Annotated in this window: 18 protein-coding genes; 9 read left to right on the forward strand and 9 right to left on the reverse strand. The window is 70.8% G+C overall.

Annotation, left to right across the window (positions count from 1 at the left end):
- Positions 1-32 precede the first annotated feature (32 nt).
- Both M6B22_RS14405 and M6B22_RS14410 read left to right on the forward strand, forming a co-directional pair.
- Positions 33-665: a TetR/AcrR family transcriptional regulator gene (locus M6B22_RS14405; protein WP_269442254.1), complete on the forward strand. Its 633-nt coding sequence runs from the start codon at positions 33-35 to the stop codon at positions 663-665.
- Positions 662-1,813 (forward strand): amino acid deaminase/aldolase, encoded by a 1,152-nt coding sequence (locus tag M6B22_RS14410; RefSeq protein WP_269442255.1) that lies wholly within the window; start codon positions 662-664, stop codon positions 1,811-1,813. The genes M6B22_RS14405 and M6B22_RS14410 overlap by 4 nt, the downstream gene beginning before the upstream one ends.
- A gap of 28 nt (positions 1,814-1,841) precedes the next feature.
- Here M6B22_RS14410 and M6B22_RS14415 read toward each other — a convergent pair whose 3' ends face one another.
- A complete protein-coding gene (locus M6B22_RS14415) occupies positions 1,842-2,387 on the reverse strand; it encodes an NADPH-dependent FMN reductase (RefSeq protein ID WP_269442256.1) in 546 nt (181 codons plus the stop codon).
- A gap of 39 nt (positions 2,388-2,426) precedes the next feature.
- On the reverse strand, positions 2,427-3,533 hold the full coding sequence (locus M6B22_RS14420) for a citrate synthase 2 (RefSeq protein ID WP_269442257.1): 1,107 nt from the start codon (positions 3,531-3,533) through the stop codon (positions 2,427-2,429).
- Between the two features lie 121 nt (positions 3,534-3,654).
- Between M6B22_RS14420 and pdxH the strand changes: the two genes are divergently transcribed.
- Genes pdxH through M6B22_RS14435 form a run of 3 tightly spaced genes read left to right on the forward strand, consistent with a single transcriptional unit; the run spans position 3,655 to position 6,548 of the window.
- Entirely contained in the window at positions 3,655-4,296 is a 642-nt protein-coding gene (gene pdxH, locus M6B22_RS14425) for a pyridoxamine 5'-phosphate oxidase (protein WP_269442258.1), read from the forward strand.
- Positions 4,297-4,313: 17 nt separating this feature from the next.
- Entirely contained in the window at positions 4,314-5,642 is a 1,329-nt protein-coding gene (locus tag M6B22_RS14430) for an MFS transporter (protein ID WP_269442259.1), read from the forward strand.
- Between the two features lie 9 nt (positions 5,643-5,651).
- Positions 5,652-6,548: an aldose 1-epimerase family protein gene (locus M6B22_RS14435; protein ID WP_269442260.1), complete on the forward strand. Its 897-nt coding sequence runs from the start codon at positions 5,652-5,654 to the stop codon at positions 6,546-6,548.
- A gap of 38 nt (positions 6,549-6,586) precedes the next feature.
- Here M6B22_RS14435 and M6B22_RS14440 read toward each other — a convergent pair whose 3' ends face one another.
- Positions 6,587-7,435, reverse strand: coding sequence for a LysR family transcriptional regulator (locus M6B22_RS14440; protein ID WP_269442261.1), 849 nt, complete (start codon positions 7,433-7,435; stop codon positions 6,587-6,589).
- 96 nt (positions 7,436-7,531) lie between these two features.
- Between M6B22_RS14440 and M6B22_RS14445 the strand changes: the two genes are divergently transcribed.
- Positions 7,532-8,257, forward strand: coding sequence for an SDR family oxidoreductase (locus M6B22_RS14445; RefSeq protein ID WP_269442262.1), 726 nt, complete (start codon positions 7,532-7,534; stop codon positions 8,255-8,257).
- A 33-nt stretch (positions 8,258-8,290) separates the two neighbouring features.
- Here M6B22_RS14445 and M6B22_RS14450 read toward each other — a convergent pair whose 3' ends face one another.
- From M6B22_RS14450 to M6B22_RS14465, 4 genes are all read right to left on the reverse strand, one after another.
- Positions 8,291-8,692, reverse strand: a complete 402-nt coding sequence (locus M6B22_RS14450) for a type II toxin-antitoxin system VapC family toxin (protein ID WP_269442263.1) — start codon at positions 8,690-8,692, stop codon at positions 8,291-8,293.
- Positions 8,689-8,919: a hypothetical protein gene (locus tag M6B22_RS14455; protein ID WP_269442264.1), complete on the reverse strand. Its 231-nt coding sequence runs from the start codon at positions 8,917-8,919 to the stop codon at positions 8,689-8,691. The genes M6B22_RS14450 and M6B22_RS14455 overlap by 4 nt, the downstream gene beginning before the upstream one ends.
- Positions 8,920-9,197: 278 nt before the next feature.
- Positions 9,198-10,373, reverse strand: a complete 1,176-nt coding sequence (locus M6B22_RS14460; RefSeq protein ID WP_269442265.1) for an ATP-dependent nuclease — start codon at positions 10,371-10,373, stop codon at positions 9,198-9,200.
- Between the two features lie 523 nt (positions 10,374-10,896).
- Complete coding sequence (locus tag M6B22_RS14465; protein WP_269442266.1) at positions 10,897-12,372, reverse strand: MFS transporter; 1,476 nt, start codon at positions 12,370-12,372, stop codon at positions 10,897-10,899.
- A 102-nt stretch (positions 12,373-12,474) separates the two neighbouring features.
- On the opposite strand from M6B22_RS14465, the gene M6B22_RS14470 reads away from it, so the two are divergent.
- Together M6B22_RS14470 and M6B22_RS14475 are read left to right on the forward strand one after the other, a co-directional pair.
- The gene (locus M6B22_RS14470) at positions 12,475-13,359 is read left to right on the forward strand and encodes a helix-turn-helix transcriptional regulator (RefSeq protein ID WP_269442267.1); all 885 of its coding nucleotides are present in this window, start codon (positions 12,475-12,477) and stop codon (positions 13,357-13,359) included.
- Position 13,360: 1 nt separating this feature from the next.
- Positions 13,361-13,999: an MBL fold metallo-hydrolase gene (locus M6B22_RS14475; protein ID WP_269442268.1), complete on the forward strand. Its 639-nt coding sequence runs from the start codon at positions 13,361-13,363 to the stop codon at positions 13,997-13,999.
- Positions 14,000-14,006: 7 nt separating this feature from the next.
- Here M6B22_RS14475 and M6B22_RS14480 read toward each other — a convergent pair whose 3' ends face one another.
- Positions 14,007-14,168 carry a hypothetical protein gene (locus tag M6B22_RS14480; protein WP_269442269.1) on the reverse strand — a complete coding sequence of 54 codons (162 nt, stop codon included), beginning with the start codon at positions 14,166-14,168 and terminating at the stop codon, positions 14,007-14,009.
- Between the two features lie 77 nt (positions 14,169-14,245).
- On the opposite strand from M6B22_RS14480, the gene M6B22_RS14485 reads away from it, so the two are divergent.
- Complete coding sequence (locus M6B22_RS14485; protein ID WP_269442270.1) at positions 14,246-15,637, forward strand: serine hydrolase domain-containing protein; 1,392 nt, start codon at positions 14,246-14,248, stop codon at positions 15,635-15,637.
- 61 nt (positions 15,638-15,698) lie between these two features.
- Here M6B22_RS14485 and M6B22_RS14490 read toward each other — a convergent pair whose 3' ends face one another.
- Entirely contained in the window at positions 15,699-17,174 is a 1,476-nt protein-coding gene (locus tag M6B22_RS14490; protein WP_407935709.1) for an amidohydrolase family protein, read from the reverse strand.
- Positions 17,175-17,250 lie beyond the last annotated feature (76 nt).

The raw sequence follows: 17,250 nt of genomic DNA on the forward strand, positions 1-17,250 counted from the left end.
TGGACGGCTGTCCAGTTGTCTGATTGCGGGTTATGAGCACCCGCATGCCGGTGGCCGACCGGCGCACCCAGCTCGTCGACGCAGCCCTCGACGTCGCCGCGCGGGAGGGCATCGCCGCCACCACCGTGCGCCGCGTCGCCGACCGCGCCGGCGTTGCGCTCGGCGTGGTGCACTACTGCTTCGCCGACAAGGACGAGCTGTTCGCGGCGCTGGCGGCGCGCATCGTCGACTCGCTCGCCGGAGCCGGCGCGGCAGGCCTGGAGTTCGACGCCGCACCGGACCTGGCTACCGCACTCGACGCCGCGGTGAGCGCGTTGTGGCAGACGATCGAGGCCACCCCGGGCGAGCAGCTGCTCAGCTACGAGATCACCACGCACGCACTGCGGCACGGCGAGTTGCGGGCGGTGGCCGAACGCCAGTACGCGGTGTCGCAGCAGGCCGTCGAACAGGTGCTCGAACTCGCCGCGGCGGTGAGCGGTGCGACCTGGACGAGGCCGGTGCCCGAACTCGCCGCGGATACGCTCGCGTTCGTCGACGGCGTGACGCTGCGCTGGCTGGTGGACGCGGACAGCGCCGCAGCGCACGACCGGCTGGCCTCGTTCGCCGCGTACCTGGCGACGCACGCGCGACGGCGCCGCGGCCGCGTCCGGGCCCTGGCCAGATGAGCGACCTCGCGGCATTGACGGCCGCCACCGCGCACCTGCCCGCCCCACTGGTCGCGCTCGACCTGCCGGCCGCGCGGGCCAACGCCGCCGACCTGGTGCGCCGGGCCGCCGGCACGCCGGTGCGCGTGGCCAGCAAGTCGGTGCGCTGCCGCTATGTGCTCGACCTCGCGCTGGGCACGCCCGGGTTCGCCGGCGTGATGGCGTACTCGGTGCGCGAGGCGATCTGGCTGGCGCGCACCGGCGTGCGCCCACTCCTGCTCGGCTACCCGAGCGCGGACCGCGACGCGATCGCCGAGCTCGGCGCCGACCCCGCGCTCGTCGAGGCGATCACGCTGATGGTCGACGGCGCCGAGCAGCTCGAGCTGATCCGCTCGGCCACCGACGCGCCGGTCCGGGTGTGCCTGGACATCGACGCGTCGCTGCGCATCGGCCGGCTGCACCTCGGCGCGCGCCGCTCGCCGCTGCGCACCCCGGCCGACGCCGCGGGGCTGGCCACCGTCGCGGCCGGGCTCGGGCTGCGGGTTGTCGGCGTCATGTTCTACGAGGCGCAGATCGCCGGGCTGCCGGACAGCTCACCTGCCGTCCGGCTGGTCAAGGCGCGGTCCGCCGCGGAGCTGTCCCGGCGGCGCGGCACGGTCGTGTCCGCTGTGCAGGACGCGATCGGCGGGGCGCTGGAGCTGGTGAACTCGGGCGGCACCGGCAGCCTGGAGATCAGCAGTGCCGACCAGTGCGTCACCGAGGTCACTGCGGGCTCCGGGCTGTACACGCCGGCCCTGTTCGACCACTACCGCGCCTTCGAGCCGCGGCCCGCGCTGTACTTCGCGCTGCCGGTCGTGCGGCGGCCGGCACCGGGGATCGCCACGCTGTTCGGCGGCGGCTACATCGCGTCCGGCCCGTCCGGCCGCTCGCGGCTGCCGTCACTCGCGACGTCCGGGCTGAAGCTGATCGGCACCGAGGGGGCCGGAGAGGTGCAGACCCCGGTGCGCGGCCGCGCGGCCGCGGGGCTGCGCGTCGGCGACCGGGTCTGGTTCCGGCACGCGAAGGCCGGCGAGCTGCTCGAACGGTTCGACACCGTGCACGTGATCGACGGTGACCGGCTGGTCGACTCCGTCCCCACCTACCGCGGCGAGGGCAGCACGTTCGGCTGAGCCGGGTCGTCCGCGCGCGGCCGACGCATCAGCTGGCGAGGCGGGGGCGACCCGCGTGCGCGAGCGCGGCGAGGGCGTCGGCGATCGCTGCGCGTGTGGCGGCGTCGCCGATCAGCCCGTCGTCGCCGATCGCCTCGCGGGTGACCGGGATGTGCCGGCAGGCGTCCTCGACGAGCTGCGCCTGGATGTAGCCGAGCACCACCTGCAGTGTCGCGGTGGCGCCGCCGCCGCGGCGCTCGTCGGCGGCCACGTTCACCCAGGCGACCGGCTTGCCGGTCAGCTCGGTGCCGCCGACCAGCCATTCGAGCAGGTTCTTCAGAGCGCCCGGCAACGTCCCGGCGTACTCGGGCGTGCAGACCAGCACCGCGTCCGAACGCGCGACCGCGGCACGCAGCTCACCGACCGGCGCCGGTAGCGACGGGCCGTCGTCGTCCGGGTTGAAATGCGGTAGGTCGGTCAGCCCGGCGTACACCTCGGCCCGGATTCCGTCGGGCGCGCAGGCGGCCGCGGTACGCACGAACGCCGAGTTGGTGGAGGCGGCCCGGGTCGAACCGGAGATCAGCAGGATCCTCATGACGGTGCCAGCGCGCGGTGCCTGGCCCGCATTCCGATCTCAGCCGTGGCTGATGTCCGACCAGCCCTCGACCTCCTGCGGCTTGCGCGGCGCGGGGCCGACGTAGCGCGCCGACGGGCGCACCAGGCGTCCGGTCTTCTTCTGCTCCATGATGTGCGCCGACCAGCCGGCCGTGCGCGCCGAGCTGAACATCGCGGGCATCATGTGCGGCGGCACCTCGGCGAAGTCCAGGATCACTGCGGCCCAGAACTCGACGTTGGTCTCGATCGGGCGGTCCGGGCGGCGCTCGCGCAGTTCGGCCAGCGCCGCCTGCTCGAGGGCGGACGCCGCCTCGAAGCGCGGCGCGTTGAGTTCCCTGCAGGTGCGGCGCAGCACCCGGGCGCGCGGGTCCTCGGCGCGGTAGACGCGGTGCCCGAAGCCCATCAGCCGCTCGTGTCGGTCCAGGATGCCCTTGACCACCTTGGCGGCATCACCGGTCTGCTCCACCTCGGCGATCATCGGCAGCACGCGCGCGGGAGCACCCCCGTGCAGCGGCCCGCTCATCGCGCCGATCGCGCCGGACATGGCGGCGGCGACGTCGGCGCCGGTGGAGGCGATCACGCGGGCGGTGAAGGTGGACGCGTTCATGCCGTGCTCGGCGGCCGAGACGAAGTACGCGTCGACGGCCTTGATGTGCGCCGGGTCGGGCTCGCCGCGCCAGCGCACCATCATCCGCTCGACGATGGTGTCGCACTGGTCGATGCGCGACTGCGGCACGGCCGGGTTGGCCAGCCCGCGCGCGGACTGCGCGACGTAGGACAGTGCCATCACGGCGGCACGGGCCAGCTGCTCGCGCGCCTCCTCGTCGCTGATGTCCAGCAGCGGGCGGTAATCCCAGATCGGCGAGAGCATCGCCAGCGCGGCCTGCACGTCCACGCGCACGTCGCCGGTGTGCACCGGGATCGGGAACGGCTCGGCGGGCGGCAGGCCCGGACCGAACTTGCCGTCGACCAGCAGCGCCCACACGTTGCCGAAGGTGACCTCGCCGGCGAGGTCCTCGATATCCACCCCGCGGTAGCGCAGCGCGCCGCCGTCCTTGTCCGGTTCGGCGATCTCGGTCTCGAACGCGATGACGCCTTCGAGGCCCGGGCTGTAGTCGGCGGCCATAGGGGATGCTCCGATCGGATTTGGTGTCGGCTTCCGTCTCGGCGGCTGGGTCACACCCGCCGCCCGCCATTGTGCCCATACCGAAGGATGGGACGAGCAGGAGGTGCGAGAATCAGCACAAATGACGGACCCAGCCAGCATGCGCCGCGTCTACCAGCGCGGCACGCTCACCGAGAGCACGGCGCCGGAGCACTGGTTCACCCTGTTCGCCGAGTGGTTCGCGGCCGCAGCCGCCGAACTGATCGCGGTCGAGGTCAACGCGATGCAGGTGGCGACGGTCGATGCGGCCGGCCATCCCGCCGTCCGGACGGTGCTGCTCAAGGCCTTCGACGAGCGCGGCATCGTCTTCTACACGAACTACTCCTCCGCCAAGGGCCGTGACCTCGAGGCGCGGCCGTATGCCGCGGCGGTCCTCGCCTGGCTCGCGCAGGAGCGGCAGGTGCGGATCAGCGGTCCGGTCTCACGCGTCACCCGCGCCGAGACCGAGGCGTACTTCGCCGGCCGGCCGCGCGGATCGCAGCTGGGTGCGTGGGCCTCGGGCCAGTCGGCGCTCGTCCCGTCCCGTGCCGTGCTGGACGAGGCGGAGCGGGAGGTGACCGAGCGGTTCGCCGGGCGCGACATCCCGCCGCCGCCGCACTGGGGCGGCTACCGCATCGCGCCCGAGGCGGTGGAGTTCTGGCAGGGGCGCCCGGACCGGTTGCACGACCGGCTGCGCTACCGGCGCGAGGGTGAGCGCTGGCTGCTGGAACGGCTGGCCCCGTAGTTGAACCGGCACCGTCGTTGAGCGAGCCCACGACGGGTCTCGACGCCAATCCTGATCCGGCCGAAGCCCCGGAGCAGGCGCGCCGGTTGCGCGGGTTGCTGGGCCGGCACGCGGTCGACACCCGGCCGCTGGCGATCGCGCCGTACCGGCGGCTGCTGATCGGCCAGGGCACGTCGTTCATCGGCTCGATGCTCACTCAGGTCGCGGTGCCGGTGCAGGTGTACGCGATCACCCGCTCCTCGCTGTACGTCGGGTTCGTGGGGTTGGCCGGGCTGCTGCCGATCGTCGTGTTCGGCCTGTACGGCGGCGCGATCGCCGACGCGGTCGATCGGCGCCGGCTGTACCTGTTCTCGTCGCTCGGCGGCTGGGTGGTGACGCTCGCGCTGTTCTGCCAGACGCTGCTGGAACTGGACGACGTGGGGCTGATCCTGGCCCTGGTGATGGTGCAGTCCGGCATGTTCGCGGTGGCGTCGTCGGCGCGCGGCGCGATCATCCCGCGCATCGTCGAGCTGGACCTGGTGCCCGCCGCGAACACGCTGAACTTCACGGTCAGCAACGTCGGGCAGGTGATCGGGCCGCTCATCGCCGGCGTCCTGGTCGGGCTGAACCACGGCTTCGCGTACGCGTACGGAATCGACGCGGTGCTGTTCACCGCCGCGCTCTACTCGGCGTTGCGGCTGCCGGACATCCCGCCGCTGGCAGACGTCCGCGAGCAGCCGAGCATGCATGCCGTCGCCGAGGGGCTGCGCTTCATCGCCAAGAACCCGATCCTGATCATGTCCTTCCTCGTGGACATCGCGGCGATGGTGCTGGCGATGCCGCGTTCGCTGTTCCCTGCGGTCGCCGACCTGCGCTTCGGCGGCAACGTCGGCCCGCTGTACGCGGCGATCGCGATGGGGGCGGTGCTGGCCGGGCTGTCCAGCGGCTGGATCGGACGGGTGCGGCGGCAGGGACGCGCGCTGGTGGTCGCGATCGCCGGCTGGGGCGCGGCCGTGGCGCTGTCCGGGCTGGCGCAGCAGCTCTGGCTGGTAGTGGCGCTGCTCGCGCTCGCCGGTGCCGCGGACCTGGTCAGCGCGGTGTACCGGCAGACGATCTTGCAGACGTACGCGCCGGACGCGATGCGCGGCCGCATGCAGGGGGTATTCATCGCGGTGGTGGCGGGCGGGCCACGCCTCGGCGACGTGCGCGCGGGGGCGACCGCGGCGGTGAGCACGCCGGAGTTCTCCTGGGTGGCCGGCGGGGTCGGCTGCGTCGCCGTGGTGATCGTGGCCGGCTACCTCGTCCGGCCGTTCTGGCGCTACGACGCAAGGGTTGCCGAGGCAGCGGCCGAAGCAGCCGCTCGCTAGGTTGCACGAATGACATTGAGCGGGCGGCAGTTCACCCTGACGGCGGGCGGGCACGAGGCGACGGTGGTCGAGGTCGGCGCCGGCCTGCGGCGCTACGCGCGCGACGGGGTGGACGTCACCTGCAGCTACCCCGCCGACGCCCTCGCGCCGAAGTGCTGCGGTGCCACGTTGGTGCCGTGGCCGAACCGGCTGCGCGCCGGCAAGTACGCCTTCGACGGGACCGACTTGCAGCTAGCCCTCACCGAGCCGGCGACCGGGAACGCGATCCACGGCCTGGGCCGCTGGGAACGGTGGTCGCTGGTCGATCAGGACGCGGCGTCCGTCAGTCTCGAACTGGACATCGTGCCGCAGACCGGCTGGCCGTTCGAGCTGAGCGCCCGGGTGACCTACGCGCTGGACGCCGGCTCCGGGCTGACGGTGACCGCGACCGCGACGAACACCGGCTCGGGTCGTGCGCCGTTCGGTGCGGGCTTCCACCCGTACCTGGCCACCCCGGCGCTGGACCGCACGGCCGTCCGACTGCCCGCCGCCACCCGGCTGCTGCTGGACGAGCTGCAGATCCCGGTCGGGTCGGAACCGGTCGAGGGCACGCCGTACGACCTGCGGGACGGGCGCCCGCTCGGTGCTCTGCGCATGGACGACGCGTTCACCGACCTGCAGGTGATCGACGGCCGTGGCGTTGCCGAGGTGCGTACGCCGCACGGCGGTGCGCGCGTCTGGTTCGACGCCGCGTTCGGTCACCTGCAGGTGTTCACGCTGGAGAACTTCCCCGGCTCGGACACCGCGGGGGTCGCGGTCGAGCCGATGACGTGCGCACCCGACGCCTTCAACTCGGGCGCGGGGCTCATGGTGCTCGAGCCCGGCGAGCGCTGGTCGGCGTCGTGGGGCATCACGCCGCTCGACTAGTCGGCGGCGTCCTCGCGAAGCACGTCGGCGACGGGTGGTCAGAGCCGGGTCGCGGTCCGGACGAGATCGGCGACGGCCCTCGATCGACTGTGCGGGGGCCAGGCGATCACCGTGGTCACGTGCGGCGCGTCCACGACCGGTATGGCGAGCACGTCGTGGCGCAGGTTGGCGCGGACCGAGTCGGGCGCGATCACCGACGCCCGTCCCAACGCGATGAGTTGAAGCAGCTGCGCGTGGTCGCGCACCTCCGGGCCGGGACCGGCTTCATACCGTCCGTCCGCCTGCGGCCAACGCGGCTGCGGCAGGCCGGGCAGGTCGCTGACCTCGTCCGTCCGCACCTCGGTCCGGCCGGTGAACGGGTGTCCCGCGGGCAGCAGCACGACCTGGCCCTCCGTGCCGAGGTTTTCGTAGTCCAGCCCGGCGAGTGAGTCGAACGGCGCGTGCAACAGCGCGACGTCCGCGTGTCCTTCGCGCAGCATCCGGCCTTGCTGTCCGGGTCCGCAGAGAATGACGTCGACCCCGACGGCGCCCGGTTCGCCGGCGCACGCGTCGAGCAGCTTCGCGACCAGTTCCGTGGATGCACCGGCCTTGGCGACCAGGGCGACGGCGGGCTTGCCCTCGGCGGCCTCGGCTGCCCGCCGCGTGCGGCGTTCTGCGGCGGCGACCGCCGCGAGGGCTGCCCGGGCTTCCTCGAGCAGCACCGCGCCGGGGCCGGTGAGGGTGACGCCGCGGCTGGTCCGCTCGAGCAGCGTCGTACCGAGGCGCCGTTCGAGCTGGGCGATGGACCGGGACAGGGGCGGCTGCGCCATCCCAAGCCGCTGCGCCGCACGGCCGAAGTGCAACTCCTCGGCGACCGCGACGAAGTAGCGCAGCTCCCGGGTCTCCACCGCTGCCACGCTACCCGTCGCCAATACCCACCGGGTATCGCAGCTGACCTGATCGGTCTTGGCGCTGGCGCCGAGCCCGCGGCGAAGATCGATGGCATGAGTGAATCAACGATTGCGCTGGTAACCGGCGCGAACAAGGGCATCGGATTCGAGATTGCGGCCGGGCTCGGCCGGCTCGGCTGGCGGGTCGGTGTCGGCGCCCGCGAGGCGCGACGCCGCGAGGAGGCGGTGGACAAGCTGCGCGCCGAGGGAGCCGACGCGTTCGGCGTAGCGCTGGACGTGACGTCGGACGAGAGCGTTGCCGCGGCCGCGCGGCTGTTCGAGGAAGAGCACGGACGGTTGGACGTCCTGGTCAACAATGCGGGGATCACCGGCGGGATGCCGCAGGACCCGACCAGCGTCGACCCGGCCGTCATGCTTCAGGTGGTCGACACGAACGTCGTCGGCGTCATCCGCGTCACCAACGCGATGCTTCCGTTGCTGCGCCGGTCGTCCTCACCGCGGATCGTGAACATGTCCAGCAGTGTCGGGTCGCTGACCCTGCAGACCACGCCGGGTGCGTTCGTCGGTCCGATCTCGGCCGCGTACACGCCGTCCAAGACGTTCCTGAACGCGGTGACGGTGCAGTACGCGAAGGAACTCGCCGACACCAACGTCCTGATCAACGCGGGGTGTCCGGGCTACTGCGCCACGGACCTGAACGGGTTCCGAGGCACCCGCACCGCCGAGCAGGGCGCGCAGATCGCCATCCGACTCGCCACTCTTCCGGACGGCGGGCCGACCGGCAGCTTCTTCGACGACGACGGTCCGGTCGCGTGGTGACCCGGCGGGACGTCTTGTGTCCAGGGGGCCAGATCAGGTGATCAGCTCGAAGGCACACCGAGGCCCTGATGCGGCGGCGAGCTTGGCGTCGCAGGTGACGAGGGCACAGCCCAGTTGCTCGGCGAGCGCGACGTAGGCCGCGTCGTAGGCGGTGACGTTGGAGCGCAGTTGCCACACACGCTCGAGCAGCGGCGCGATCGGCATGCGACGCAACGGGAAGGCCGCCAGGTGCGCGAGGGCGCGTGGCGCGGCGCGGTCCACCGCGCGGCTGGTGCGGGCGAGCCGGCGCAACGCCGAGGCGACCTCGGCGTCGAGGTGAGCAGGGGCAAACCACGCGTCGCCGGCTGCGAGGCGCGAGGCGACGGTGCTGCGGCGTGAGTCGTCGGAGGCGTAGAACACCGTGAGGATCGAGGCGTCCAGCACGGCCAGGCTCACGATGCTTCGCGGACCTCGCGCACGGCGGCGACAGCGTCCTCCAACGAGACCCCGGTGCGCCGCGGTGGCACATAGGAGTCGACGTAACCCGCGACACCGATCACCTGCGCGACCTCGGACAGGCGCTCGACGACATAAGAACTCAGTGACTGCCGATTCTGTTCTGCAGCCTGCGCGAGCGCGTTATAGACGTCCTCCGGTACGTCCCGCAGGTTCATCCGTTTCATGGTGCCACTATGGCACCATCCCTTGCGGATGGCCAACAAAGCCGTGCAAGCCGCCGGGCCGACAGAACGTCGCGCCTGGCAGGCAAGGAGAACAACAGCCGGAAACTCGACTTGGATGGAAGTCGGCCGGCTGTTCCCGCCTGGGTGGATCAGGACGCCGCTGACCCGTCGGTGCGACGTCCCCAACGGATGCCGACCGGTCCGACTCATTGGCGTGCCACTCGTCCAATAACTGTCTGTGCGGCAAGAGGTCCAACCGCAAGGTCGCCTGCGACCGCTCACTCCAGGCCGCGAACGGCTGCAACTACCGGCGAAAGGAACTCTTCTGCTATTGGCGAAGCGAGGTGGCGTCCGGCAGCCAATGCACCAGACACCCAAGCGGGGCCGTGGCCGCCTATCGACCGATCGTAGGACTCGAGTTCCCCTCCAGGCAAAACGAGCACTCGCGCATCGCGGAGGTCAGCGACGAGATCCTGCGCCAGCCGTGTCAAATCGCCGTGCGGCAAGCCGTCTAGGCCAAACTCTTTTGCTCGAGCGCGTTGCTCGGTCGTCAAGAGCTGCTTAACGATATTCGTTGCTCTTGATAATAAGTCGTCACCGGTAGCCCCTGCCGACGCGAGTAAAGTCTTCAAGTATGGTGGATCGAGTAGCGCGTCGAAATCTACTGCGACGAAGGCGCCTACGTCCAAACCTTCCAACGCATCTACGCATTGTGGGATCTGCGATTTGCCGCCGGCTGGAACAAATAAGACTTCTTCCGCTGCGAAATCTGCCCGGCGGCCTAACTCGTCGAGTACCGCCGCGTACCACCGGCAGTCACCATCGCTTTCGCAGACGACAACAGTCCGATGGAAAAGTCCCTGTAGCACATTTGAATACCGAAGCAGAGGTCTGTCCCAGATCGATTTAACTCGCTCTGGGGACAACGTCGCGGCAGAGGTATTATCCTGATATCGCTGAAGGCGGACAAACGTGACGGGGCAATTTGTTTCTAGCAAACCGAGCACGAAATCACGATCGTGTGTAGCCGTGAGAAGCTGCAGACCACGGCTTAGCGCTTGCGTCCCGAGATGCCGACCGAGAGACCGCGCTTGCGCAGGGTGCAGGAAGGCTTCCAGCTCGTCTATCACCGTCACTGATGCGCGCGACGTCATGAGGTGGAGTACCATGCCTAAATAGTTCTTTACTCCATCACCTTGTTCGGAAAGCAATCGCAACGCTGCAACTGATTCGGCGTACTCTCGCGTGGGGTGCTGCAAGGGTGGAGAGTCAATTCCTGGTTTACCCACTCTAAGCTGAACATTGCCATTTGCCCTATCCAGGGTAAGTGGAAAATTGAACGTCTTGAGACAAATTTTGGAAAGCTCTGACTCTAAGTCGCCGTCTATGAACAACTCGTGGATCGGGTTGCCGGTTGCTTCCATCCCTGGCTGGCCCATCCCGCCGATCGCCACCCCAACCCGTTGGGCAGAATCGAGGGTCCGCAGGAACCATCCTATGACGTGCCCGAGGTTTTCGCCGCTTGGATCAGCAAGCCATCGTTGTAACTGCGGCAGCTGCAAGCTTGGCCACCGCCTGGCGGCGTGAAAGTTTCCGGTTGCCCGGGAGGAGACTGGACGACCGAATTCGATCGAGCCCAGCTCTCCACATCTTCTGAAATATTGAGTGTAAAATCGACGTCCGATAGGATTACGGCGCGAGATTGGTAACCCTGCAGACACTCGCTGACGTCTCTCAGAAGCTGCGATTTTCCGACATTATTACCGCCGACGACGCAGAGCACACCCGCCGGTGGCAGGTCGATCGTCGCACCCGTCCTGGTTCTGATTCGGGCCACGCGGAAGTCCGTCACGGGCGACGATCTTCGTCTAGTTCTCTTTCATCCTCAAGACCTGCAGCATGGACACAGATTCGGCCTTGGGTGCGTGGGGACGGCCGGGGTTCGGCCGTCCCACGCGGAGCAACATCGCTGCAGCCCTACGCGGCCTCCACCACCACGTCGACGGACGGGGCGGCAGCGCGGCGCGGGCTGGCCAGCGCGAGCAGCACCGCGAACCCTGCCTGGATGCCGACCACGACCAGGAACGCCGTCCGCATGTTGTGCGCCGACAGGCTGACGAACAGCGTGCCCAAGCTGGCCACGCCCAGCGCGACCGAGCCCTGCTGCACGGTCACCAGCACACCGCTGCCGATACCCGCCAGCCGCTGCGGCACGCCGGCCAGCACGGTGCGGAACAGCGCACCCAGCCCGAGCGACTGACCGAAGCCGGCCACCGCAAGACCCGGAGCGAGCGCGACCAGCGACACGTGCGGCCACTGGTCGCCGATCACCGTGAGCAGCCCGACGAGCCCGAGGGCCTGCAACGCGAAGCCGGCCGCGAGCAGCCGGGTGCCGAACCGCTCGTAGAGCCGAGCCGCCAGCAGTGAACCGGTGAAGAAGGCCACCGCCATCGGCGTAATGGCAAGCCCCGAGCCCAGCGCGTCGTGGTGCAGCCCGTCCTGCACGGTGAGCGCGAAGACGAACATGAACGCGCCGAAGCCGAGGAAGAACGGCACCGCGAGCACCAGCCCGTGCCGCACCGTGGCCAGCCGCACCAGCGACGGCGGAACGAGTGGCGTGGTGCCGCGGCGCTCGGCCCGCCGCTCCACCGTCACGAACGCGGCGGCGAAAACGGGCGCGGTGGCCAGCACGAGCCACGACCACACCGGCCAGTGCAGCGCGGGACCCTCGGTCAGCGGCACCAGCAGCGTCACGATGGCGGCGGCGAGCAGCGCGGTACCGGGGATGTCGACGGCCGCGGGGTGCGGTGAGCGGCTGGTCGGCACCACGCGCCGCGCGAGCAGCAGCCCGGCGATGCCGAACGGGACGTTGACCAGGAAGATCGGCCGCCACGACGACCCGGCGAGGTCGGCGTTCAGCAGCACCCCGCCCAGCAGCTGGCCGAGCACGACCGCGATGCCGCCGGTTGCGGCGTACATGCCGATCGCGCGGCTGCGGGCCTGGCCCTCGAGCGTCGCCTGGAAGGTGGCGAGCACCTGCGGCTGCAGCATCGCGGCCGAGACACCCTGCAGGATTCGCGCGGCGACGAGAACGCCGATGGACGGCGCGATGCCGCACAGCAGCGAGGTGAGCGTGAAGCCGAGCATGCCGATCATGAACATGCGGCGCCGGCCCATCGCATCGCCCAGCCGGCCGCCGACCACGAGCGAGACGGCGAACGCGACGCCGTAACCGGCGACGACCAGTTCGAGCATCGGCGTGGACGCGTGCAGCGTGCTGTCGATGGTGGGCAGCGCGACGTTGACGATGAAGAAGTCGAGCATCGGCAAGAACGCGCCGAGGAGGAGCACCAGGGTTCCCAGCGAGGTCAACCGCTGCGGTTCCCGGCGGTGCCCCGGGCGACGTGTCGAGATGGAGCGGAGGTTGTCCGCGGTGAGGGTCTGTGCTGTCATGGCGACCACGATGCGGCCTCAGCCAACCTGGTACCAGGAGTGCGTTTATCCAGGTATCACCACCACCTGGAAACCGCACCGCCGATGCGTCAGGCTAGAACCATGACATCGACGCTCAGCACGGTCGGCACCACCGCCGTCCGGCGCAGCCCCGACGAGATCAGGCGCGAGGAGCTGTCGGCGTTCCTGCGCAGCCGCCGCGAGCGCATCGCGCCCGAGCAGGTCGGCGTGCCGCACTCCGGGCGACGCCGCACGCCGGGCCTGCGGCGCGAGGAGGTCGCCCAGCTCGCCGGGGTGGGCGTCACCTGGTACACCTGGCTCGAGCAGGGCCGTGATATCCGGGTCAGCGAGCAGGTGCTGGAGGCGATCGCTCGCACGCTGCTGCTCGACCGGGACGAGCGCGCGCACCTGTTCACGCTCGCCGGCGCGTCCGACCAGAGCCTGGCGCACGAGTGTGCGGCCGTCAGCCCGCAGCTGCACGCACTGCTCGCCCAGCTCAGCCCGTTCCCCGCCTGCGTCGTGAACGGCAAGTACGACATCCTGGCCTACAACCGCACCTACGGCCGGCTGGCAGGCAACCTGGACGAGGTGCCGATCGAGCAGCGCAACTGCATGTGGCTGCTGTTCACCGACCCGGTGTGGCGCAAGGCGTTCGTCGACTGGGACGACGCCACGTCCCGGATGACGGCCAACTTGCGCGTGCTGTACGCCGACCACATCACTGAGCCCTCCTGGAAGGCGCTGGTCGGCAGGCTGCGCGCCGCCTCGCCCGAGTTCGCCGAGCTGTGGGCCCGGCACGACGTGCGTGGCATCGAGAACAAGCGCAAGCGGTACCGGACCGAACTGGTCGGCATGCTGCACCTGGACGCGACGAACGCCTGGCTGGCGCCCAAGAGCGGAACCCGCCTGCTCGCCTACACTCCGGGCGACGCCGAGACCCAGCGCCGGCTGGAGACGATGGCGCGCCTGATCGAGGAGGGACACTGACGTGCAGCTCACCAAGTTCACTCATTCCTGCGTCCGGTTCGACGACGCCGACCGCTCGCTGGTCATCGACCCGGGCGTGTTCAGCGAGGTCGACGAGGCGCTGGACGGCGCCGGCGCGGTGCTGATCACGCACGAGCACGCCGACCACATCGACACCGAGAAGGTGCTCGCCGCGGCGCGCAAGGATCCGCGGCTGCGCATCTGGGCGCCAGCGGGAGTCGCCGCTTCGCTGGGCGAACTCGGCGAGCAGGTCGTGGCCGTGGGCGCCGGCGAGCAGTTCGACGCGGCCGGATTCGACGTCCGCACCTTCGGCGGCCAGCACGCGGTGATCCACCCGAGCATCCCGGTAGTCGCCAACGTCGGGTACTTGATTGCGGGGGTCGCCCACCCGGGGGACTCGCTGATCGTCCCGACCGAGGACGTCGACGTGCTGCTGCTGCCGGTCAACGCCCCGTGGTCGAAGCTGTCCGAGGTGATCGACTACGCGATCGCGGTGCGCGCCCCGCGCGTGCATCAGATCCACGACGGCCTGATGAACCAGTTCGGCTACGGCATCGTGGAGCGGCAGGTCACCGCGCTCGCCGGCGCGTACGGACCGCAGTACCAGCACCTGGATCCGCGGACCACCGTCAGCGTCTGACGCGGCCTCACTCGAACCGGGCGCCGCAGTTCTCGCAGACGACCGGTCGCTCCGCGTCGTTCAGCCGGCCGCACTCCGGGCACACCCGGTTCGCCCAGCACGCGGGGTCGCCGCCTTCGTCCGGATCCGGCGGCGTCGCCGCGGCGTTGCGTTCGACGGGTTGGGTCATACGTCCACTGTGGCACGGTCCCGGTTCGTCCGTGCGGACGAACCGCAGCGCTGGGGGACCGTCCTAGCGTGTGCGACATGTCGAACCTGAACGAGATCAAGACGTGGCTCGAGGGCCGGTTGCCCGCTCTGCTCGCCGAGAACGAGGTCCCCGGCGCGGCCGTCGCGGTGTACGCCGGCGGCGAGGTCGTCGACCTGGCCGGTGGGGTGCTGAGCAAGGCGACCGGGGTCGAGGCGACCGCGGACTCGCTGTTCCAGATCGGCTCGATCACCAAGGTCTGGACGACGACGCTGGTGATGCAGCTGGTCGACGAGGGGCTCGTCGAGCTGGACGAACCGGTACGCACCTACCTGCCCGAGTTCGTCATCTCCGACGAGTCGGCGGCAAAGGTGATCACGGTGCGCCAGCTGCTCAGCCACCAGGCCGGCTTCGAGGGCGACATCTTCACCGACACCGGCATGGGCGACGACTGCGTCGAGAAGTACGTCGCGACCCTGTCCGACGTCGACCAGCTGTTCGCGCCGGGGGAGATGTTCTCCTACAACAACGCCGGGTTCTGCGTACTCGGCCGCATGGTCGAGGTGCTGCGCGGCAAGCCGTACGACAGCTGCCTGCGCGAGCACCTGTTCACGCCGCTGGCTCTGACCCACGCCGCCAACGGGGCGAACGAGGCGATCCTGTTCCGCGCGGCGGTCGGGCACATCCGGCCGGAGCCGGACGCAGCGCCGGTGCCCGCACCGGTCTGGTCGCTGGTGCGCTCCAACGCCCCGGCCGGCTCGTCACTCGCGATGCGCCCGCGCGACCTGCTCGCCTTCGCGCAGCTGCACCTGCACTCCGGCACCGCCGCCGACGGCACCCAGGTGTTGAGCGCGGCGTCGGTCAAGGCCATGCAGGAGCGCCAGGTGGAGGTGCCCGACCTGGGGCTGATGGGCAACGCCTGGGGGCTGGGCTGGGAGCTGTTCGACTGGGACGGCGGCCCGGTGATCGGCCACGACGGCGGGACGATCGGGCAGAGCGCGTTCCTGCGCGTCGTGCCGGAGCAGAACATCGCCGTCGCCCTGCTCACCAACGGCGGCGACACGTTCGCCGTGTACACCGAGATCTTCGGCCACGTGCTGCGCGAGCTCGCCGGGATCGCGATGCCGGCGCTGCCCACCCCGCCGGCCGAGCAGCTGCCCTTCGACGCCGCACGCTTCCTCGGCACCTACTCGTGCGAGGTCGGCGACCTGACCGTCAGCCAGGACGACGAGGGCCGGCTGTGGCTGCAGACCCTGCCCAAGGGTGCGGTCGCCGAACTGGTCGGCGAGAGCGAGCGGGTCGAGCTTCTCTACCTGCGGGAGAACACGCTGATCCCGGCCAAGCCCGATCGTGGCGTGCACCTGCCGAACGTCTTCCTCGGCGACGACGGCACCGGCCGTGCCCTGTACCTGCACGCCGGCCGGGCCATCCGCCGCGCGAGCCCGGCGTAGGGGGTAACGGAGCAGCCTCGGCGCGGGCCGGATGCTCAGCTGGCGCGGCGGGGCCCGGCGGTCAGCGCGGTTCACCGCGTAGCGGCCGACCGGGCAGCGCCTCGGCCTGCAGTGCGCCGCCGCGCACCACGAACTCGCCACCTACCAGCAACTGCCGAACACCCACGGACGGGCGGGTCGAGTCGAGGTACGTCGCCGCGTCGGTGACCCGCGCCGGGTCGAGCACGACCAGGTCGGCGTCCGCACCGACGCCGAGGTGCCCCTTCGCCCGGGCAGCCGGCGCGATGTCGTCGAGCACCCGCGCGGGCAGGTACGAGCACCGGCGGAACGCCTCCAGCCAGGTCCATGCTTCGGTCTCGCGCACCATCCGCCGCAGCGACCGGGCGAACGTGCCCGCGGTGCGCGGGTGCGTGCGTCCGCCCGCTGGCAGCGGCCACTCCAGGCTCTCGCGCGTGCCGCCGGGCCACAGCACCGGCATCGCGTCGCTCGCCACGATCGCGTCCGGGAAGGCCAGCGCGCGGTGCAGCAGCGCCTGGTCGTCGGCGTCGGACTCGTCCAGGAACTCGACGATGCACTCCGCGCCCGGATCGGTGCGGCGCAGGTCGCGCAGCCGCACGACGTCGCTGACCCGCTCGCCGGTCTCGACGATCACGATGCTGTCCGGCCGCAGCCCCCAGACGTGCAGCCGCTCCGGATCGAGGAAGAACGCGCCGATCCCGGTGCTGCCCGCGCCGTACGGATAGGCCTCCACGGTCACCCGTGCGCCGTCCGAACGGGTGCGCTCCAACAGCGCCAGCACCCGGTCGACGTGCCGGCGCGACGTGCTGTTCACGTGGCAGTGATGCATCGCGGCACCGGTCTCGGCCGCGGCGATCGCGATCTCCGCGGAGCCGTCGACGGGCGTCGTCGGGTCGGCCTCGACCAGCTCGCGCACGTGCGTGAACGTGGGCGCGCCGGCCCGCGCGGCCAGTCCGGCGACGGCACGGAACTCGGCCGGGTCGGTGCGCGGCGCATAGCCCATCAGCACGCCGATCCCCAGGGCGCCGCGGGCCAGGTCGCGTTCGAGCAGGCCCAGCCAGGCAGCGAGTTCGGTGGGCGACGAGTCGCGCTGCCAGCCGCGATCGCCGAGCACGGCCAGGCCGCTCTCCAGCGTCGCATCGGGCTGACGGCCCAACAGCACCTGGGCGCGGGCATCGCCCCACGACGCCGAGAAGCCGTAGTTGAGCGGCCGCCCTTCCTGCGCGGCGCGCTCGTACGCGAGCTCGATCGGCATCAGCCCGGCCTCGAGGTCGAGCGCGGTCGTCACGCCGTCCATCGCCTGCAGCCGCTGCCCGGCGATCGAGTGCACGTGCGAGTGCAGGTCGACGAAGCCGGGCCCGACCACCATGCCGCTGACGTCGACGAGTTCGGCGCCGTCGGGCACGGGCAGGTCGGAGCCGACGCCCACGATCCGTCCGTGATCGACGAGCACGTCGGCAACCTGATCAAGACCCGTGCCGGGATCGACGACCCGGCCACCGCGCAGCACGATCACCAGGCAAGTCAAGCAGCAGCGGCGCCGGCAGTTCGGTCGGTGCCGACAGAATGCGGCAGCACGCCTCGTGCCGAGCGAC

Source organism: Jatrophihabitans cynanchi (genome assembly GCF_027247405.1).
GTDB lineage: Bacteria > Actinomycetota > Actinomycetes > Mycobacteriales > Jatrophihabitantaceae > Jatrophihabitans_B > Jatrophihabitans_B cynanchi.